This is a genomic window from Endozoicomonas sp. (assembly GCF_965196975.1).
GTDB lineage: Bacteria > Pseudomonadota > Gammaproteobacteria > Pseudomonadales > Endozoicomonadaceae > Endozoicomonas.
Genome location: NZ_OZ239981.1, coordinates 4331654 through 4352314 on the forward strand (window position 1 = coordinate 4331654; position 20661 = coordinate 4352314).

Here is a 20661-nt window from a genome sequence, read left to right on the forward strand (position 1 = left end):
GAAACGTACGTTATTTTCATAATACAATCAATAATTAAACATAAGGGGTAATTTCAAGGTGTTGTCAGGATCTTATTTAACTACAGGAGCCAAAGATTTAACTAAGTGTCCTGATGCAATGACTTTTTCTGAATTGGATGCACGTGGAAATGAGCTCAATGAAGAGCCAACGCCAAGGACTGGCAACTTAATTAGACATCGTTCAGTGTCCAGAGCATTGGAAGAAGAAAGGAGCAGGCTCAGTGAAGAGCAATTGCCAGGGAATGGCACTAATCATAATTTTCGCCTGACTTTCCAGTCATTGGATGTAAACAGGAATAGGTTCAGTGAAGAGCAACTGCCAGGGAATGGCACTAATCATAATTTTCGTCAGGCTTTTCAGTCATTGGATGTAAACAGGAATAGGCTCAGTGAAGAGCAACTGCCAGGGAATGGCACTAATCATAATTTTCGTCAGGCTTTTCAGTCATTGGATGTAAACAGGAATGGGCTCAGTGAAGAGCAACTGCCAGGGAATGGCTCTAATCATAATTTTCGTCAGGCTTTTCAGTCATTGGATGTAAACAGGAATGGGCTCAGTGAAGAGCAATTGCCAGGGAATGGCACTAATCTTGGTAATCGTCAGGCTTTTCAGATATTGGATGTAAATAGGAATATGCTCAGTGAAGAGCAACTGCCAGGGAATGGCACACCTATTAACAAACGATCTCTTAAAGTTGTTTTTGTTGGTATGGGACCCAATGCTCTATGGAGTGCATTGCAATTAAAAGCAAAACAGGAAAATACCAACATTGAGATGTTTGAAAAAAGAACAGAATATGCCCGTAATCATACTGTTAATATTGATGATAGCTGTTTCGATTCTATCGAGTGCTTCAACAATGATATTTTAAGAGAAGGCCTTAAAACACTCAGAAAGAAAATTCTCAACAGGCGTGGTCAAATCAGCTGCAAAGATTTCGAAACCGATCTTAAGGCGATTGCTGAAAGAATGGGTATAACGATGCATGCAGGAAAAGGCTATGAAGTAGTTTCTATTAGTGATGGTGAAGTTGCTTTTAATGCTGGAAAAGTAGCTTTTGATGCTCTCGTCTGTGCAGATGGTGCTCATTCAAAAGGTAGAAAAGCACTGGGTGCTCTCTCAATTTGATAACTGACTCATAGGTTAGCTTCAACCTTTCCAGTCATGAACTCAGACCAAAGTTGTTCCCAGCGCCCCTTACTCTGGATCAGTGCTCTTGTTGTCAAAAGCACTTCCGCTCCTGTTGCTTTCCACCTCATTCCAGAACCACATAATCGTTGCTTTACCAGAGTCTTACAAGCCGCTTCAGTAACTCCTGAACCTATTGGCCAATGGCGTTTAAGCGCCTGATGATAATTCATTAACTGGTGATTGTTTGTAAAATAGCTCACAGCTTTGTAGCGCTTCTCTGTCAGTGCGATTGTCTTTTTCGGGAGCTCGGCTGATTCAATTTCCTGAAGGATTTTTTTGGCTGCTCCACGCTTGTTTTTCAAACTATGTAGCCTGTCTTCAAGCCACTGGTGTCGCTTCGCCTTACTGGTTGGAAACAGTGCTTCCGCTGCTCCAGCTAAATATTCAGATGCATGATAAAAATCGAGTATCTGCCCAGAGGTATGTTGTTTCAAATAACTCCAGTTTTCTCTAGCCCCGTCAGCTACCCCGATGTATGTGGCATTTGGGTAGAGTCGTTTTAGATCTGCAATCTCCTCGTCGAGCTTGCTCATAAAGCTTTGTTTACCATACTCTGGCGAACTGGCTGTATATATCGTGTGGAGCCTGTCTCCATCTGCAGAATATAGGCTCAATGTCCCACACATGGCTTCCCTCCAGCCTTCTTCACAAAGCAGCATGCAGGTTCCATCCAGACCAATGGCTATTGTTTCAACAGGCTCTTTTAGTGGAGGAAGGTGGTAGTGAGTGTCTTGCTGGTCTTCAATTAATGCACCTACTCTGTCCGATAAATGCTTGATATAAGAATTTGAAAGCGTCCTTTGATGGTTGGTCTCAAAATCTTCTTTTACCGCAGGCGCTGGCATCTGGCTGTATTTCCAGGCGATAGACTTGGCAAATTTGGGGGTAGCTGAACCAATAATACCGGCACGAAGATCAAGTGCTGCCAGAGTACTGCCACCTCTGACACCCTGATATACGGAGCGCTCCGAAGGTATACGACCGTATAAGGTTTCATAGTGCTTAAGAACCTTTCCTTTGTAGTTCCACTTCTGCTGATTAACGACGATAGGTTCTTTATTGGGTGATTCAAATAGCCCCAATAACTCTTTTGTTCCAAGCTGCCCGGCTTCATTGAGTGCACGCTGTAAACTATCTTCAAGATTCAGCATGTTGCCTGAATCTATAGAAACTTCAATTTGCAAAACGATGCTTTTGGTAGAGCTGGAAATAACAGAAGCGGGCATGACAGTTAACTATTATGAGTGGTGTTCCCATAGTAGCTGTGAAAATAGAGCACTATTGTTTCAATCATTCAGAGAGAGCACCCAAAGCACTTTTACAAATGGCGGATAACCCTGAATATGAAGGTGAGGAAATTAAATTCTCAGAACTTTCATCAAGTGATGAAGAATCCGAATTTAAGTCTCATCGAGATTACCAATACCGAGTCCGTGTGAAATATCAGATTGAAGGACAGACAGAGAGGCTATCCAGCAGCTGGTTTAACTTTTTCCGTTATGGGTATGCTACCTTCAAAGCCATGTTATCTCCTGTCGATGAAAGAGTCAGAACTCTGGATGATAACAGGCAAGAAGTGACCATCGACTTTTTTATAACCAAAGACGAATACAAAAGCCTACATGGGTATAATTTGAAAAAAGGCGCAAAGCTATCTGCAAGCAAACTTGCACCATCACTTAAAGAAAAAATAGAAAACTGGATGTCTATCAAAAATAATTTTTGTCAGGAAGCCGCTATTATAGGTAGTGAAGAGATCACTCCCTATGTACTTTCCTCTTTTCATGCCAGAAAAGTTCAACATGTAACTCCCTCTGGAAAACTCATTTGTATTGCAGGCGATGCAGCCACATCACTGCCCTACTTCCGTTCTCTGAACAACTTTCTTGTGGTAGGTGCTGAACTGGGGAGAAAGCTTGGTTCTGTAACTAAGGCAGAATTAAGTAAGGCAGGAAAGGACTATGAATCATATGCTGGAAGAAGAGCTCTGCTGGAAGGATTCAAAGCCAGAGCTAAAATGTAGAAGTTCAGACCTGACCTGACAGTTACCGATTTTCAAGAAGGTGTCTGTCAGGTTAAATTCAGGCTATGAACTTTTCCTTCCAGATCTCTTTCCCATCAATCAGTGTTTCTATCGGCGTTCTCCCGTTGCACTGCTTACCTTGATGGGTACGCTCAGTATTGTAGTGAATTAACCATTCGTCCAGATCTGACTGAATCATCTCAATACTCGTATACAGCGTCTTTCTCAATGCAGGTTGATAAAACTCCTGCAGAATCGTTTTATGGAAGCGTTCACAGATTCCATTCGTTTGTGGATGCCGGGTTTTCGTCTTCGTATGTTCAATGTCGTTCACCGCCAGGTAAAGTTGATAATCGTGTTGATCAGCACGACCACAATACTCTGTACCTCTGTCTGTCAGTATTCTGAGCACAGGTAGCTCTTGAGCTTCATAGAATGGCAACACGCGGTCATTGAGCAGGTCTGCAGCCGTAATTGGGGTCTTTGTCTTATAGAGTTTGGCCTGCGCTACCTTGGAGTAAGTATCAACATAAGTCTGCTGATAAACGCGGCCAACACCTTTAAAGGTTCCAACATAGAAAGTGTCCTGTGAACCAAGGTAGCCAGGGTGCGCTGTGTCAATCTCACCACTGGCCTCATCATCCAGCTTCTTGCGCTCAAGTGCCCTGACCTGGGACTCGGTGAGAATGATTCCTTCTCGAGCCACTTTCTCTTCAAGGGCTTTGAGGCGCAGTTTGAAGCTTCCCAGATCATTTCTTAGCCAGATGCTTCTCACACCGCTGGGAGAGACGAAGATACCTTGCTTGCGAAGTTCATTGGAAACACGGGCCTGCCCATGGGCAGGATCTTCTACCGCATACTCAAGAACCGCTTTTTCAACAGCGGGGTCTACTCGGTTTTTGAGGTTTGGAACTCTTCGGCTTTGATCAAGAAGTGCTTCGACCCCACCTTCATCAACAGCATCCCGGTAACGATAAAATGTATCTCTGGAGACACCCATGGTTTTACAGGCTTTAGAGATGTTTCCGAGCTCATCTGCAAGGTTCAGTAGCCCGACCTTGTGCTTGATGATTTTCTGGTTGGTGTGAATCATAAGGGTCACCTTTAATGATTTAGATTTCAGTGAACTCACCTTCTTTCTAAATCGGTAACCCTTTTCTTTTGATGAGAAGAAAATGTCAGATTAAGTCTGAACTACTCCAGCTAAAAACCTGTTCGTAAACCTATTAAAATTGTTTTTGTGGACCAGTAACTATGCCCCATGGCAAATTAATTTCTGGTCCCAGGCAAAGCTTGATGAAATGCGATCCAGACTGTTTTCAAGAACAGTTTCACCGAGTCATCATTCTCCAATTCTTGTGAGCGTATAGTTACTTAAAAAATATAGCAATAACAGGTGATCGATAGTCATTACCTTTTCCAGAATGGCTTAACTATCTCTTGAGAGCGATCTGCTTCTGTTAAGCCAATATCTTTCAATAGCCGCGAATCCATTTCAGCAAGATGTTTGCGGGACTGGGCTCGCACTTTCCAGGTAATGATCAGTGATTTTAATTTCCTGATTACTTTTTTACTCAAATCAAAATAAGAGAACTCTCCAGCTATAGAAGTATCCATCTTTGTATTTTCCTTCCATAAATGTTGTTGATCTGGGCTTATAAATTAAGGTTGATCTTCACTCCGGACAAACGATATATTTTTTCTCCATTTATAAGAAAAACTAATAAATAGGTACGCCATGGCCCGCCCTCCTTCTCTGAAAGGGCTTCGAACCTTTGAAGTCGTTGCACGACATCTCAGCTTTACCCGTGCAGCAGATGAGCTGAATATTACTCAGGCAGCTGTCAGCCAGCAGATACGGAACCTTGAAGAGGAACTTGGGATACCACTATTTCGAAGGACGACCCGCCAACTGCACTTATCCGACAATGGCGAACGGTTGCTTATTCATGTACAGAAAGCGTTCAGGGAGCTGGAAAAAGGCCTTAACAAAGTTCGTACTGATCGTTACCACTACCTCAACATATCAGTACTCCCATCCTTCGCCTCACGCTGGCTTATACCCAGGCTGGGTCAATTTTCTCAACAACACCCTGATATCGAAATTCGCTTATTGCCCTCGCTGGCACTGACGGATTTTTCCAGAGAAGACATTGATCTGGCCATTCGATTTGGTGCGGGCAACTATCCCGGAGTGAGTACTGAGTTCTTAATGGAAGAAAAGGCGTTTCCAGTATGCAGACCTGATTTCTTTAGTACTGATAATCCAGGAATTCATGAGCTCGATGGAGTGCCACTCCTGCAGGATGCCGGGGTCGGCGCCATAACATGGCGGGAGTGGCTGGACCAAGCCGGAGGTACTCAGCTTGAGGTACGTTACGGCACACAAATAACAGACGCTGGACTTTTACTTGATCTGGCCAGAACGGGTCATGGCGTTGCATTGAGCAGGGCATCACTGGTCAAAGATGATCTGGATAAAGGGTTGTTGATCAAACCTTTTGAGCTGGTGTTGGAATCCAGCTTTTCCTACTACCTCGTCAGTCGTCCAGACAGTCAATCTGACCCAAGAATACGGGTATTTTCGCATTGGCTTAAACATGCGTGTGAAGAGTTCAGTACGCTCACACAGAGCTACGTGCAGTATAGGAGTCTGGTCTTAAGGCTTTCTGGGCGTACTTGGGCAACTTATCCACCACCAGATTCCAGGACTGGGTAATCAGATCTTGTAACTCTGCTGTTGATAAATGGCAATCGTCACCAAACTCCACCCATCCAGCTCTCGCCAGATGTGGCGCTGGTCGACAACCGGGTATTCCCGTCATCATCAGAAAAAGGTCATCTGGTAACTTACAGGCCATCTTGCAGCCGTCGTAAAAGATACAGACCATCTTGGTTTTGTGGACACTGTAAACGTCGACACCACCCCATTTAACATCAAAGCGAATGCCTAACAGTTCATCACACCAGGACTTCAGGGCAGGAATATCCATCGTCGTTTTAATCTTGAAGAGAGTGCCAGCTGGCAGCGTTAGCTGCCAGCCAGGGAGGAAGGATTATCAGAACTGTTTGAGAATCTGTTCAACACTGTCAGTCGCATCACCAAACAGCATACGGCTATTCTCACGGAAGAACAGTGGGTTCTGAACACCCGCATAACCGGTGGCCATTGAACGTTTGAATACGATCACTTCTCCAGCTTCCCAGACCCTCAGTACCGGCATGCCGGCAATTGGGCTATTAGGATCTTCGGCAGCAGCCGGGTTCACAGTGTCGTTTGCACCGATGACCAGTACCGTGTCGGTATCGGCAAAGTCATCGTTGATTTCATCCATCTCTTCAACGATGTCATAAGGCACTTTCGCCTCTGCCAGCAGTACATTCATATGACCCGGCAGACGACCGGCAACCGGATGGATACCAAAACGAACCTTGATTCCACGGTCCCGCAGCTTATTGACCAGATCACGAACAGGGTGCTGAGCCTGAGCAACGGCCATGCCATAGCCTGGGGTGATAATGACACTGGAAGAGTTCTTCAGACGCTCCGCAACTTCTTCTGCGCTGACTTCAGTGTACTCACCCTGATCACCACCTTCGACGATCGTACCTTCTTCGGTACCAAAGCCACCCAGAATCACCGAAATAAACGAGCGATTCATGGCCGAGCACATCAGGTAAGAGAGGATTGCACCGGAAGAACCAACCATGGCACCGGTAATGATCAGCAGGTTGTTGCCCAGCATAAAGCCGGTCATGGCCGCCGCCAGACCTGAGTAAGCATTCAGCATGGATACCACGACAGGCATATCCGCACCGCCGATGCCCAGCACCAGGGTTACACCAAAAGCAAACGCCAGGATGGTAACCAGCAACAGAGCCAGAATACTGTGCTGCTGTACGTACACAACACCCATCAAAACCGCCAGGGCAAGAATGGCCAGATTGGTCCAGTGCTTTCCAGGCAGTGACACAGGGCGGCTGGAAATCTTGCCATGAAGCTTCAGCGCAGCCACAACCGAACCACTGAACGTCACCGCACCAATGATAATCCCGATAAAGATTTCGGAGCTGTGAATCAGCTGTTCAGTCGACATGACCAAGTCTTTAAACTGGCCCACCAGCGAGTCATTCACTTCCAGCGCACTGGCAAAACCGATCAGAACGGCTGCCAGACCACCAAAGCCGTTCAGAATGGCAACCAGCTGTGGCATCTCCGTCATCTGAACCTTAATCGCCAGATAAAGACCAACGCCGGCACCAACAATCATGCAGAGAGTGACCAGGGTAACACCGGCAATATGGGCATGAGCAAGAGTTGCCAGAACCGCAACCACCATACCGGTGATGCCGTATATATTGCCGTTTTTTGCCGTATCCTGTCGGCTAAGCCCGGCAAGGCTCATAACAAACATTAATGCAGCGACCAGATAAGCCGCTACCAGTAATCCTTCAGACATTGCGAGCGACTCCTGTTAATCCAGACGGAACATCTTGAGCATCCGCTGAGTAACAGCGAATCCACCAACAATATTGATGACAGCAACCGTGATGGCGATACCCGACAGTGCAAGTACAATATTGTTATCACTGCCCATCTGGACCAGACCTCCAACAACCACAATGCCACTGATGGCATTCGTGACACTCATCAGCGGCGTATGCAGCGCTGATGTCACATTCCAGATAACGTAATAGCCTACGATGGAAGCAAGTACGAAAACGGTGAAATGTTCAAGGAAAGCGGTTGGCGCTGAATTGGCAATACAGCCAAACAACACTGCACCTACAGACATCAACAGTGGTTTCAGCCAGGGCTTGGGTTTTGCCTCTTCTTTCACTGCTTTTTCAGCTACAGGTTCTGGTTTGGCAGCAGGGGCAGCGCTGACTTTAACAGGGGGTGGTGGCCAGGTGATGCTGCCGTCACGGATAACGGTCAAGCCACGGATAACTTCATCATCGAAGTTGATATCAATCTCTCCATCCTTGTTTGGACAGAGCAGTTTCAGCAGGTTTACCAGGTTAGTGCCGTACAGTTGAGATGACTGGGTAGGCAGGCGGCTTGGCAGATCTGTATAACCGATAACTTTTACACCATGAGCAACCGTAATCTGATCTTTGACGGTGCATGCACAGTTACCACCGGTCTGGGCAGCAAGATCCACAATAACACTGCCAGGCTTCATTGCCTTAACCATGTCTTCGGTGATCAGCTTTGGTGCCGGTTTGCCAGGAATAAGCGCAGTAGTGATGATGATATCAACTTCTTTGGCCTGTTCCATAAAGAGTGCCATCTCGGCATCAATAAATGCCTGGCTCATCTCCTTGGCATAGCCATCAGAAGAGTCCTGCTCTTCTTCATAGTCCAGCTCAAGGAACTCGGCCCCCATACTCTCAACCTGCTCTTTTACTTCAGGCCGGGTATCGAATGCACGCACGATAGCACCCATGCTGCCCGCTGCACCAAGGGCAGCCAGACCAGCAACTCCGGCACCAATAACCAGTACCTTGGCGGGTGGAATTTTACCTGCTGCCGTGATCTGACCATTAAAGAAGCGGCCAAACTCATGAGATGCTTCAACCACTGCACGATAACCACCGATATTGGCCATCGAACTCAGGGCATCCAGAGACTGGGAGCGAGACAGACGTGGTACGCTGTCCATCGCCAGAATGTTCACATTACGCTGGCTGAGCTTGTTCATCAGCTCTTCATTCTGGGCAGGCCAGATGAAACTGGCCAGGGTAGCGCCATCTTTCAGCAGTGCAATTTCATCATCAATCGGAGCGTTAACCTTCAAAATAATGTCTGAATTCCAGACATCATCACGATCAACTATCTGGGCGCCAGCCTGAGTGAATGCTTCATCCTCAAAGCTCGCTTTTACCCCTGCACCTCGTTCAACGACGACGTCAAAACCGAGCTTCTGCAATTTACCCACTGTATCGGGCGTTGCAGCAACGCGATTCTCGTTTTCCTGGACCTCTCCAGGGATCCCTATGCGCATAACGGTCACCTAGCTAGGAAGCTAAATTAATAGTCTTTTCGTTCAGTGCATCAGCACCCAGCGTTCCTGGGCATGACTAAGTAACCATCATGTACTTTTGTCATTTCCAGAATGCCGACCCCAATCAAAACTGCAGGAACTTTTACTGTGAAAACGATCGAAATTCTTACCTGATTTGTACGTTGACAAGATCACACGAACCTGTAACACAGTAGTCAGTACACGACGTCATTCTCACACCAAAAATTCAGGCATATTGAGCTGTTTCATAAGATGGAAACCAGCTACAGGCAGCCTGTCTCAAAAGCCCTTCTCATAAATCAGGGCACACATAGTAAGTGATTTTTTGACAAAGTGGTAATTAACAACACTTGTCAGTGAGATTACCTATTTACTTTTGCATCAAAAATATCAGCAATTTTTCTCAAAAAGGTGGGAAAACACGCAAATAACCAGAAAAAAACCACCAAAACCGGAGTTAATAAAAAAACCAAAAAATGAATAAATAACTATTTTTTTTGCATATTACATCGAAAATCAGGCTGATATTCCCACCGCTATGCAGTAAAAACAGTAACCCAGTGTCTCTTAATGTCCTTCTTTGTTACTTGCTGAAATCCACTCAAAAAAACGACAACTTTCACTCAAAAGTTTGGGCAGCTTCAATGATCCGCAGCTAATCTTCCACAGGAACCATCTAAAAGGGTTGAGTGATGAAACGTGTAGTTACTCTTGTTGGTATAGGGTTACTGGCCATCAGCCTTTCTACGCCAGGCATGGGGAAAAAGCCCGATTCAGATATCATGACGTTGATGAGCAACCAGGTAACCAACGGCAAATCCTTCCAGAGTCAGCAAATTTTCAACCAATGGGGCTGTACAGGTAAAAATACATCACCGGAACTGAAGTGGACCAATATCCACAAAGGAACGAAAAGCTTTGCCGTGACCATGTACGACCCAGATGCTCCCACCGGTAGTGGTTGGTGGCATTGGGTGGTAATTAATATTCCCGGCAATGTCAAAAATCTACCGCTAAATGCGGGTACAGAGGGTGGAAAGAGTCTTCCAAAAGGGGCAAGCATGCTGAGAAATGACTTTGGATTTAAAGGCTACGGTGGTGCATGCCCCCCACCAAATTCAGCACCACACAATTATCACATTACCGTTTACGCTCTCGACATTCCTAACCTGGATGTAAACAGTAGTGCATCACCAGCAATGGCTGGCTTTTATATTCTACAGCACACATTAGCCAAAGCAGTGCTCACTGCGCCTACCAATGCCAGATAACCACTTGCTTCAGACTGTACGGGCTTAGAGTGCAGTACACCCTAAGCCCTGAGGGTATTTCCTTTTATTCCTGATCTTCCCACCTCAGGCTGCGTTCTACCGCTTTCTTCCAGCCTTTGTATAACCCTGCGCGCTGTTCATCATCCATAACCGGGGTATAGACACGATCAACACCGACCTTATCTTTCAGGTCATCAATACTCTTCCAGAAACCCACTGCAAGTCCCGCAAGGTAAGCCGAGCCCGCCGCTGTTGACTCAGTAACCGTTGGGCGCACAACTTCCTTATTCAGAATGTCTGACTGGAACTGCATCAGGAAGTTGTTGGCTACTGCACCACCATCAACACGCAGCTGTTTCATTTCAATGCCAGCATCCTGCTGCATCGCCTCAATCAGATCACGGGATTGATACGCAATGGCTTCCAGCGTCGCACGAACAATATGGTTACGGTTGGCACCACGGGTCAGACCAAAAATTGCCCCACGGGCATAAGGATCCCAGTATGGCGCTCCAAGACCAACAAAGCCTGGCACGACATAAACACCATTCGTGTCTTGTACTTTACTGGCAAAGTATTCGGTATCAGCCGCATCACGAACCAGGCCAAGCTCATCACGAAGCCACTGAACCGAAGCCCCTCCCATAAAGACAGAACCTTCCAGTGCGTAGTTCACCTTGCCATCAATGCCAAAGGCGATGGTGGTTAAGAGACCATTTTCAGACTTAACGGATGCTTCTCCGGTATTCATCAACAGGAAGCAGCCTGTGCCATAGGTGTTCTTGGCCATACCTTTTTCATGGCACATCTGGCCGAACAGAGCCGCTTGCTGATCACCCGCCATGCCAGCAACCGGTATCCGTGTTCCACCTTTACCACCGATGTTGGTCTTGCCATAAACTTCAGAGCTGGACTTCACTTCAGGCAGCATACTGCGAGGAATATCCAGTGCCTTCAGGATAGTGTCATCCCATTCCAGACAATTGATATCAAAGAACATGGTCCGTGACGCGTTGGTCACATCTGTAACATGGGCACGACCATTCGTGAGCTTCCAGGTCAGCCAGGTATCCACAGTACCAAACAGCAGGTCGCCTTTCTCCGCACTTTCACGGGCACCTTCTACGTTATCAAGAATCCACTTGATTTTGGTGCCGGAGAAATAAGCATCCAGAACCAGACCCGTCGTTTTCCTGATATGACCTTCCAGACCCGCTTTCTTCAACTGCTCACAGATGTCTGTTGTACGACGGCACTGCCACACAATGGCGTTATAGACAGGCTGACCGGTATTTTTATCCCAGACGACGGTGGTTTCACGCTGATTGGTAATACCAAGAGCAGCCACCTCATCAGGACGAATATTGGTTTTAGCCAGCACTTCGGTCAGAACCGAACTCTGGGTCGCCCAGATTTCCATTGGGTTGTGCTCAACCCAGCCTGGTTGAGGATAGTACTGGGTAAACTCGCGTTGAGAAGTCCCTACGATTTCACCATCATGGTTAAAAATGATCGCACGTGAACTGGTTGTACCCTGGTCGAGAGAAACAATGTATTTCTTGTCAGTGGTCATTCTTCTGTCCTTAATTCCTTAACTGGCAGGAGCCTTACCCCTACCTTCTCATAAAAGTGGGCTGACGATCAGGCAGTTTTGATATGGATGGCAACATGCTGGATTTTGATTACCATGAAGTCTGTGTGGCGCAGGCAATGATGGCCAACGCCCGAAACACCCTGACTATTTCGGATCACAGTAAATTTGGACGAAGTGCCATGATTTGACTGGGCTATGTTGCAGACATTGATACGCTATTTACTGACGCACAACCTCCGATGCCGCTTTTGGAACAGCTCAAGCTGGGATAGACAAAGGTGGTTGTCTGCTGACAAATTGGCACTTTATTTGTGTGATTAAGATGGAGAATTAAAAGCCTTCTTCTAATTCTCCACAAAGACCATCACCGCATTGTGACAAACTCTTCAGCAGAAGTTGGATGAATGGCAACGGTATTATCAAAGTCAGCTTTGGTAGCCCCCATCTTTAAAGCCACGGCAAAACCCTGAAGCATCTCATCCGCACCATGTCCAATAGCATGGATACCGACAATTTTTTCTTCTGGGCCAACGGTCACCAGCTTCATGCGTGATGGCTGTCGATGACTGGTCAATGCACTGTACATCGCCGTAAACTGGCTGGTGTACACTTTGACATTCTCGTCACCGTACTCCTCACGGGCAGCCAGTTCACTTAAACCCACGGTGCCAATTGGGGGGTGACTGAAAACAACTGTGGCCACATTGTCGTAGTTCAAATGCTCATCCGGCTTATTATTGAACAGGCGCTCCGACAGACGACGACCTGCGGCAACAGCAACGGGAGTCAACTCAATTTTACCGATGTTGTCACCCACGGCATAAACCCCATCAACATTGGTATTCTGATACTTATCAACAGGAATGTAACCCCGTGCATCAACCGTAACACCTGCTGCGCCCAAGTTGATGCCAGAAGTATGCGGCTTACGGCCTACAGCCCAGATCACGGTATCAACATTGACTGAATTACCATTTTCCAAATGAACAGTCAGACTCTCATCGTCTTCTTTTACAACTTCTCTTGGTACTGAATGAGTATGAAGCTGAGGACCTTCGGACTCCATCACTTCTACCAGCGTATCCGATAGCATCTCTTCAAAATTACGCAGGGGTTTGTGTTTACGAACCAGCAAGTGCGTTTCGCTGCCCAGTGCGTGTAAAACACCGGCCAGCTCAACAGCTATGTAACCTGCACCCAGTACAGCCACCCGACCAGGGCGCTTAGTCAACTCAAAGAAACCATCGGAGTCAATACCGTACTCTGCTCCTGGAACGTCTGGAATCAGCGGCTCACCACCGGTTGCAATAGTGATATGGTCAGCTGTGTAGTACTCACCATTAACTTCTACGGTTTTTGCGTCAACAAAACGTCCATAGCCGTTTATAACGGTAATTTTATTGTTACCCAGAACTCGCTCATATGAAGCATGTATGCGGCTGATGTAAGCCTCCCGACTTTCGACGAGTTTACTCCAGCTGAACGATTTCAACTGCTCTTCAATACTGATATCAAAGCCGTAGTCAGGTCCATAACGACAGGCATCAGCAATTTGTCCGGCAAACCACATGGCTTTCTTAGGAACACAGCCCACGTTTACGCAGGTTCCCCCCAAGTGCTTAGCCTCTACCAGCGCCACTTTTTTACCGTACATAGCTGCACGATTTGCTGAAGCGATACCACCGCTTCCACCGCCGATTACCAGATAATCAAAGTGGTTTGATGTCGTCATTTTATTGTCCTGATCATTGCAGAGTTGGCAAAAGCCTGCTGGGGAAAATCTCTGATTACTCTATAAGGTCAAACTGCCTGATTTAAAGTATCAATGTGCATTTGATACCTATAACGCAACATGAGCAACCCTCTTGATCACCTGAAATTACTAGTATGACTATGCTAGTCCAAATGTGTTACGTATATTCCGAAGGTTACATTCAGTGGGTAAACGCAGTAACAGGAAAACAACAGAAGACATCTATTTATAAAATAGTAATTTCCTGTTTACCCCCCGTTTACTATGACCTGCAAAGATTTTTATAAAAACTGGCACGCCAATTGTATTATGTCAGGCGAGAACAAAAATCGTCAGAATATAACAACAACAATAATGACGACTCCCAGCCTACAAAAATAATAATATCAGGTCGGGTGACTCAAGCAGACAGGTTTGCACGGTACCTCAAGGTAGCCGACAAACAGGGACAAGAAAGCCGAGAAGACTGACTGAGTCTGGTAACAGACTACAAAAGGCAGCGCGGGCATTCGACAAGGAAGAAATAAAGCGCTTCTGTGTATCTGTAAACCTGTCTGTTTGTTTATTTTCCTAATTCCATAAGCCTCTTCCCCCTTTTTGGATTAACTACCTTCTTTCATTTACTTGGAACTATCCTACGTGTGACAACTTGAAGCAGGTCGATATGTCGACTTAGTGCTATGTTGTGAGTTTTGAGTATCTACTCACTAACCATTGGCATCTCACATTATGACAAACGATGAACAGGTTGAAGCCGCCAAAGCTTATGTTGCCCTGTCCAATGCCCACAGGCTGGACTGGATATCTCCCATGCTTGATGAAAGTGCCAGCTACTACTCTGCATTTCTTGGTGACTTCCAGGGAAAGAGTGCCATTCTCGATATGATGACCGCTTTTTTTTCGAAAATCCCCGACGTGAACTGGCATGTCAACAGCTACCGAAACCTGAACGGCAGTTGTGTAGAACTTGAGTTTGTCAGAACCGGTACGGATCTTGAGTCGGATGAGTCGATAAATGTACCAGGTATAGAGAGGATCTTTTTCTCTAACGAAGGACTGATCAGTCGTATAGAAGTGCATAAAGCTTGAACTATTCTAACCTGTTACCCTGGTTACAATCTTCACAACCCAGTACTCAACAAGTAACAGATCATCTCTCGCCTGCAGCATAGACCGAAAGACTGACAAAATATTTTATTTTTAAATATCAACCAGTTAGCAAACAATAATCATTCTTGGCACACCCTTTGTATATGACCAGTCGCAAACAAAAAATGCCATACAATAACAACAACATGGCATATCCTGACCACCAATAACAAAAACAACAGGTCAGTGATTAAAGCAGATAAGTTTGCAGGATACTGAAGGACATCAACTGGCAAATTGATGGGATGTTAAAAAGATTGCCGCAGCTTCTTCGAAGACTGCACCATCAGGAAGGCAACAGGACATACCAGACATCTGTCAGTCAATAATAACAATAAAGATGCCTGGTAGTTTGTAAACTTATCTGCTTATCCTTCTTTATACCAAGAAGAAAAATTCCCTTCTCATAGACACTACTTATTAAGAATCAGACAGATAGACTCTGCGATACTCAGGGCTCCAGCGCTTGCCTCTGACTCTGGCTTCCAATGCAGTCTGCTCACATTTTGGTGCCAGCCCCTCTTCCTGCGCTTTTCTGGCTACGGCAATCGCTATCTCACAGGTCACCTGGTGAATACGGTTCAATTCAGGCAAAAGAGCCGCTTCCGGATTCATAACAGCTGGTGAAGCCATGGCCAGAGTTTCGACCGCTGCATCCAGCATGCCATCAGAGACTCTTTCCGCATCACTGGCCAGAACACCAAGACCCAGCCCAGGGAAGATGTAGATGTTGTTACATTGAGCAACCGGGTAACGGTTACCATTGTACTCAACTGGGTCAAATGGACTGCCAGTAGCAATCAAAGCTCGACCCTCACTCCACTCAATAATATCTTCTGGTGTTGCTTCAACCTGACTGATTGGGTTTGACAGAGGAAAGACAATGGGTCGCTCATGGTTCTCAGCCATCTTCTCAATGACTTCCCGAGTGAACAGTCCTGGCTGACCGGATACCCCAATAATGGCGTCAGGCTTTGCATGAGTAGCAACTTCCAGCAATCCTGGATTTTCTTCACAACCCCATTGACGAAGTTCTTCACAGCTCTGTACCAGCCGCTGCTGGAACGGCCTCAGGTCTTCCATCTGATCATTCAGCACTCCATAGCGATCAACCATGAATATTCTCTGACGGGCTTCTTCATCACTAAGCCCCCGGCCAACCATCAGGCGGATCAACTGCTCAGCGATACCGCAACCGGCCGATCCTGCACCAAGGAAGGCAATTTTCATGTCCTCGATGGATTTACCCGCTGCCTTGGCTGCCGCCAGCAGTGATGCTGCAGTAACCCCTGCCGTGCCCTGAATATCATCATTGAATGAACAGAGCTCATCCCGGTATGTTTCCAGCAGTGGTGTTGCATGGTTAATGGCAAAGTCTTCAAACTGTAGCAGTGCTTTTGGCCAGCGACGTTTCAATGCACGGATAAAGTCGTCCACAAATGCATAGTATTCATCGTCTCCAATCCGCTCATGACGCCACCCCAGGTAATTTGGGTCATTCAGCAACTGTCGGTTATTGGTTCCGCAATCCAGTACGATAGGCAGTGTTTTGTTCGGTGCAATCCCACCCACAGCACTGTAGAGAGACAGCTTGCCAATACAGATTCCCATACCACCAATGCCCTGGTCGCCCAGACCCAGGATGCGCTCACCATCAGTGACAACAATCACTTCAATATTACGTTTGAAGTTGGCCAGCATGGCTGAGATATGTTCGCGCTGGGGGTAGGAAATATAGATGCCCCTTGGTCGACGGTAGAGGTCACTGAATCGCTGACAAGCCTGCCCTACAACCGGTGTGTAGATGACCGGCAGCATTTCCTGAAGATGACGTTGCAGGAGAGCATAGAACAGTGTTTCGTTCGTATCCTGCAATGAGCGCAGGTAGATATGCTTCAGTATCGGCGTAGGCTTAATTGAGAATGACTTATAAGCTCGATGACATTGCTCCTCCATCGACTCTACCCTTGGCGGCAGAAGACCATGAAGGTCCAGCTCACTCCGCTCCTCCATAGAAAAAGCAGTGCCTTTATTCAGCAGGGAGTTTTCCAGCAGCAAACGGCCTGTGAGGCCAGTATGGATGCATTGGTCGTGTTCGCTCATTTTTTTCCTACGTTTTTTCAGCCGATTTGTCAGCAAGAGTGCGACCAGGACTGCCGATATAACAGTCAGTGTCAGCAGGGGTACAAAGGATAATCCCTAGTGCAGGAGCAGAACAAACGGAATAACCGAAACAATCAAACAATCACATATGTATAACGTCGGCAGCAACTGTCTGAAAAACACAGTGTCTAAGCGATTTTATTGATTTCATACTGAGAGCAAAGAGCGAGTATTTGTTACTTTGCAGGGAGTATTGCCACACTTTGTGGGAAATAGGTAACAAATAACAACACAGAAACTGAACATTATTTAGCCACAAAAAAACACCCACTCATTCGGAAACTACGTACAGCAAGACATTAAGGGATTTTACTTATTTTTGGCACGACAGTTGTATTAGTAAAGCAACAAGAACAAAACACCCACAATAAAAACAACAACAGGGTTTAGCGTCGACTCATCAGAATAATAATAAGGTGTCGGCAGTAACAAGCAGATGGGTTTACAAGGTGCTTTTTTGCGGACTCAGCACCAACAAGGATGCCAGAAAGCTTAGAAGATCAGCTAAATCCGAAGTAATATCGGAAAGGCGGCCAAGCAAAACTGGAAATACGGAAGTTAAACAAAGCTATTTTCCACACAGCTTGCAAACCCATCTGTTTGTTTCCCTTTTTAAGCCCCACTTCTTTGATGACAAGACCTTCCCTGTCTAAGAACGGAAGCCTACATGTCATTTTCGGCCCCAAAGTACCTGAAGCACGAAATGCTGGTCTGCGGAACGTCCAATACCCTGCTCAATATGCTGATTGCCTGGCTGTTACTGAAAGATGGTAACCCTATAAGCTGGAAAGGCGAGAATAACTTTGTCGGGGACATGATTGCGACTTCATTTCTTCTTTCATTCATTATTTCACTGATCCTGATCTCCGTTAACCAGCGCAAGCTGATCAAGGGAAAAGTAGGTGAAATTGATTTTGGCCCCGGATCTCGCCTGCAGCAATGGGTGAACCGCCTTCCTTCCGGCAAGCTGGGAAATGCATTCTGCTTTGGTTTACTTGGGTTACTGATTGCGGTGCCATTACCACTCGCTGGTTTTGCAATACTCGGAGTGGAACAATTTGCACCTGTGGATTACGCAGTCTTTAAAGGCTTCTGGGCTGGAGCTCTCTCAACCCTTATCGTTGTACCCATCGTGATGTCGGCTTTGCGTCCCAGGTCACAAAACTATTCAATGATCAAGTTAGCGGACTAATCCAAAACGGCCAGCAACAAGCTGGCCGTTTCTTTAGCATACTCATCATTAAGTGAGAGCTCTCTTCCTGGAGCGTCTAAGCTGCGAAAGCAGCATTCCAGTCATCATCAAAGCACACCCTAACAAGCCCCTCAGTCCAAGTTGCTCATTCAGCAATAACCAACCGCCCAGCACGGCAAACACTGCTTCCAGGCTCATAATTATTGCGGCATGGGAAGATGTTGCATCTCTCTGAGCAATGGTTTGAATGGTAAAAGCAACACCGGTAGACATAACACCTGCATACAGCAAAGGCCCGATACTTTTTGTAATGGCATCAAAACTGATGGGTTCAAGATAAAGAGCAACCATCATGCTGCATAAAGCCGTCATAAAAAACTGTATTAATGAAAGCCTCAGTGGATGAACATGCCGGGAAAGCCAGCCAATTAGTAGAATTTGAACCGCATACATCAGTGCAGAACCCAACGTCAGTACATCACCTTTATTAAGTAGGACTTTCGCATTGACAGGCAGCTGTAAAAATTGCTAGATCAGCAAAAAATAGCGGATGTCGTCGTGCGTAGAAAGATAACAAGACCTACAACAGCTGGGTGTGATTTGCCGAAATATACAGGGTTTCTATTGTGTGAGCCGAAATCAGCAACCTGTACTCGCCTTAGTGAGATCGGAGATATGTCACACCACAGCGTTAACCGTTTTCTACAACGTGAAGACTTTGCTCCCAATGACCTTTTCATGGAAGTAGCCGCAAGGCTGATTCTTGATGGGGGCACGCTATCGGTTGATGATACGGTGCTGGATAAGCCGTACAGTAACTACACGGCATTCATCGGCTATCATTACTCGGGCAAGCATCATAAAGCCGTCAAGGGCATTAATCTCATAACGCTCTATTACACCGATATCAAAGGCTATAGCCTTCCTGTCAATTTCCGTATCTATGACTCTGCGGACGGAAAGTCCAAAAATGATTATTTTCTCGAGATGCTGAAAGAAGTACTTGTATGGGGCTTACGACCTGCATTTGTTACGGGGGATTCCTGGTATAGCAGTGCCGCAAACCTGAAGACTGTGAAAAACAACGGTCTGGGTTTTATGTTTGCCGTTAAAAGCAACCGTACTGTTTCTATCCAAAAGGGTGACTACCAACAAGTGCAGAGCCTGGAGATTCCTGAAGAGGGAATAACCGTTTGGCTACGTAATTTTGGTTCTGTGCGTTTGTACCGGACGCGGCTAAAAAACGAGCTGCGCCATTACGTCGTCTACACACCCCATGCTGGATCAGAGGTATCACCACAGGTAGGCTTTAATGAACTTCACCTGCACCATTGGGCGATCGAAGAGTATCACCGGGCGCTGAAACAACTCTGCAGTATTGAGCGCTTTCAGGTGAGAGGAAAGCAGCAGGTCAGGAACCATATTTTTGCCTCTATCTTTGGGTATGCCTGCCTTCAGGCCAAGAAAGTATCTGAATCTCTCAGTAGCATCTATCGCGTTAAGAATGATGCGCTCAAGGATGCTATTTGGGACTTCATTAAGAGCTTCTCTGATGGTAAAGACTGGCTGAGACCATCTTTTATCAGAGCTGTCAATGCGTAAGTTCTATTAAGGTTCAATCCATCCTGTACTGTCAGGAAATAAAGGCCTGCAAGCGCTATGGCTCCACCCAGCCAGGTTGCAGGGCGAGTACTATGCCCAAACCAAATTCCAAGGATAGGAACCAGAATAATATAAAAACCAGTAATGAACCCGGAGTTACCCGCGGTGGTATACAAGAGGCCAACCTGTTGGAAGGAAGAGGCAAGAAAAAGAACCACACCAGTTAATGGCCCCCATTTCAGAAGCAATTGATTGTCGAATGGCTTTTCATTCACGGAAGCTTTCTTTCCTGAAATACCCTCAAGAAGAAAATAAACGGGTAATAACGAGAGAAAGCCGAGGGCAAAACGACAGGCATTAAACAGAAATGGACCAAGATGCTCCATGCCTTTGATCTGAGCGACAAAGGCGAATCCCCATATAGCAGACACCACCAGTAGCAGCATATCTGCTCGAAGTGCTTTGGTTTTCAAAGTGTACAACCCGATTAGTTTGCGGCCATCCTTTCCAGCAGCATCAGTTTGGCCAGATTATTTATTGGTTCAGGCTTAAACTGCTTATTGTTGTTGCCCGATTTTTTTATTGGGAGCATTTTGCCACCAGTAGCAAAGTGCGAAAAGAGCTTATCGTCTGGTGATATAAGCTCAGGAAAATAGACTAAGCCCTTATAGC

The 20661-nt window shown here is 46.2% G+C and carries 19 protein-coding genes; 8 read left to right on the forward strand and 11 right to left on the reverse strand.

Annotation, left to right across the window (positions count from 1 at the left end):
• Positions 1 to 58 precede the first annotated feature (58 nt).
• Positions 59 to 1150 carry a hypothetical protein gene (locus tag ACOCLE_RS19450; RefSeq protein ID WP_419533867.1) on the forward strand — a complete coding sequence of 364 codons (1092 nt, stop codon included), beginning with the start codon at positions 59 to 61 and terminating at the stop codon, positions 1148 to 1150.
• Positions 1151 to 1158: 8 nt separating this feature from the next.
• On the opposite strand, the gene ACOCLE_RS19455 is transcribed toward ACOCLE_RS19450, so the two are convergent.
• Positions 1159 to 2439, reverse strand: coding sequence for an ISKra4 family transposase (locus ACOCLE_RS19455; protein WP_419533868.1), 1281 nt, complete (start codon positions 2437 to 2439; stop codon positions 1159 to 1161).
• Between the two features lie 14 nt (positions 2440 to 2453).
• On the opposite strand from ACOCLE_RS19455, the gene ACOCLE_RS19460 reads away from it, so the two are divergent.
• Positions 2454 to 3236, forward strand: a complete 783-nt coding sequence (locus tag ACOCLE_RS19460) for a hypothetical protein (RefSeq protein ID WP_419533869.1) — start codon at positions 2454 to 2456, stop codon at positions 3234 to 3236.
• A 58-nt stretch (positions 3237 to 3294) separates the two neighbouring features.
• Here the strand turns inward: ACOCLE_RS19460 and ACOCLE_RS19465 are convergent, their stop codons facing one another.
• Both ACOCLE_RS19465 and ACOCLE_RS19470 read right to left on the reverse strand, forming a co-directional pair.
• Positions 3295 to 4329, reverse strand: coding sequence for an IS481 family transposase (locus ACOCLE_RS19465; RefSeq protein WP_419533178.1), 1035 nt, complete (start codon positions 4327 to 4329; stop codon positions 3295 to 3297).
• 317 nt (positions 4330 to 4646) lie between these two features.
• Positions 4647 to 4853, reverse strand: coding sequence for a DUF1127 domain-containing protein (locus tag ACOCLE_RS19470; protein WP_419533870.1), 207 nt, complete (start codon positions 4851 to 4853; stop codon positions 4647 to 4649).
• 121 nt (positions 4854 to 4974) lie between these two features.
• Between ACOCLE_RS19470 and gcvA the strand changes: the two genes are divergently transcribed.
• Entirely contained in the window at positions 4975 to 5955 is a 981-nt protein-coding gene (gcvA, locus tag ACOCLE_RS19475; RefSeq protein ID WP_419533871.1) for a transcriptional regulator GcvA, read from the forward strand.
• On the opposite strand, the gene ACOCLE_RS19480 is transcribed toward gcvA, so the two are convergent.
• From ACOCLE_RS19480 to ACOCLE_RS19490, 3 genes are all read right to left on the reverse strand, one after another.
• Positions 5861 to 6229 carry an MmcQ/YjbR family DNA-binding protein gene (locus ACOCLE_RS19480; RefSeq protein WP_419533872.1) on the reverse strand — a complete coding sequence of 123 codons (369 nt, stop codon included), beginning with the start codon at positions 6227 to 6229 and terminating at the stop codon, positions 5861 to 5863. The genes gcvA and ACOCLE_RS19480 overlap by 95 nt on opposite strands.
• A 66-nt stretch (positions 6230 to 6295) precedes the next feature.
• Positions 6296 to 7696, reverse strand: a complete 1401-nt coding sequence (gene pntB, locus ACOCLE_RS19485) for a Re/Si-specific NAD(P)(+) transhydrogenase subunit beta (RefSeq protein WP_419533873.1) — start codon at positions 7694 to 7696, stop codon at positions 6296 to 6298.
• 15 nt (positions 7697 to 7711) lie between these two features.
• Positions 7712 to 9244, reverse strand: coding sequence for a Re/Si-specific NAD(P)(+) transhydrogenase subunit alpha (locus tag ACOCLE_RS19490; protein ID WP_026258586.1), 1533 nt, complete (start codon positions 9242 to 9244; stop codon positions 7712 to 7714).
• Positions 9245 to 9957: 713 nt separating this feature from the next.
• Here ACOCLE_RS19490 and ACOCLE_RS19495 point away from each other — a divergent pair.
• A complete protein-coding gene (locus ACOCLE_RS19495) occupies positions 9958 to 10536 on the forward strand; it encodes a YbhB/YbcL family Raf kinase inhibitor-like protein (protein WP_419533874.1) in 579 nt (192 codons plus the stop codon).
• A 64-nt stretch (positions 10537 to 10600) separates the two neighbouring features.
• On the opposite strand, the gene glpK is transcribed toward ACOCLE_RS19495, so the two are convergent.
• Entirely contained in the window at positions 10601 to 12109 is a 1509-nt protein-coding gene (gene glpK / locus ACOCLE_RS19500) for a glycerol kinase GlpK (protein WP_419533875.1), read from the reverse strand.
• Between the two features lie 83 nt (positions 12110 to 12192).
• Between glpK and ACOCLE_RS19505 the strand changes: the two genes are divergently transcribed.
• On the forward strand, positions 12193 to 12318 hold the full coding sequence (locus ACOCLE_RS19505; protein ID WP_419533876.1) for a hypothetical protein: 126 nt from the start codon (positions 12193 to 12195) through the stop codon (positions 12316 to 12318).
• Between the two features lie 176 nt (positions 12319 to 12494).
• On the opposite strand, the gene gorA is transcribed toward ACOCLE_RS19505, so the two are convergent.
• On the reverse strand, positions 12495 to 13862 hold the full coding sequence (gene gorA, locus ACOCLE_RS19510) for a glutathione-disulfide reductase (protein ID WP_419533877.1): 1368 nt from the start codon (positions 13860 to 13862) through the stop codon (positions 12495 to 12497).
• Positions 13863 to 14612: 750 nt separating this feature from the next.
• Here gorA and ACOCLE_RS19515 point away from each other — a divergent pair.
• Positions 14613 to 14972, forward strand: a complete 360-nt coding sequence (locus ACOCLE_RS19515) for a nuclear transport factor 2 family protein (RefSeq protein ID WP_419533878.1) — start codon at positions 14613 to 14615, stop codon at positions 14970 to 14972.
• 480 nt (positions 14973 to 15452) lie between these two features.
• Here ACOCLE_RS19515 and ACOCLE_RS19520 read toward each other — a convergent pair whose 3' ends face one another.
• The gene (locus tag ACOCLE_RS19520) at positions 15453 to 17135 is read right to left on the reverse strand and encodes an NAD-dependent malic enzyme (RefSeq protein ID WP_419533879.1); all 1683 of its coding nucleotides are present in this window, start codon (positions 17133 to 17135) and stop codon (positions 15453 to 15455) included.
• 727 nt (positions 17136 to 17862) lie between these two features.
• On the opposite strand from ACOCLE_RS19520, the gene ACOCLE_RS19525 reads away from it, so the two are divergent.
• Positions 17863 to 18387 (forward strand): hypothetical protein, encoded by a 525-nt coding sequence (locus ACOCLE_RS19525; RefSeq protein WP_419533880.1) that lies wholly within the window; start codon positions 17863 to 17865, stop codon positions 18385 to 18387.
• Positions 18388 to 18435: 48 nt separating this feature from the next.
• Here the strand turns inward: ACOCLE_RS19525 and ACOCLE_RS19530 are convergent, their stop codons facing one another.
• The gene (locus ACOCLE_RS19530) at positions 18436 to 18855 is read right to left on the reverse strand and encodes a DMT family transporter (RefSeq protein WP_419533881.1); all 420 of its coding nucleotides are present in this window, start codon (positions 18853 to 18855) and stop codon (positions 18436 to 18438) included.
• 90 nt (positions 18856 to 18945) lie between these two features.
• On the opposite strand from ACOCLE_RS19530, the gene ACOCLE_RS19535 reads away from it, so the two are divergent.
• Positions 18946 to 19989: a transposase gene (locus ACOCLE_RS19535; RefSeq protein WP_419533005.1), complete on the forward strand. Its 1044-nt coding sequence runs from the start codon at positions 18946 to 18948 to the stop codon at positions 19987 to 19989.
• On the opposite strand, the gene ACOCLE_RS19540 is transcribed toward ACOCLE_RS19535, so the two are convergent.
• On the reverse strand, positions 19878 to 20435 hold the full coding sequence (locus tag ACOCLE_RS19540) for an EamA family transporter (protein ID WP_419537234.1): 558 nt from the start codon (positions 20433 to 20435) through the stop codon (positions 19878 to 19880). The two genes, ACOCLE_RS19535 and ACOCLE_RS19540, sit on opposite strands and share 112 nt — an antisense overlap.
• Positions 20436 to 20661 lie beyond the last annotated feature (226 nt).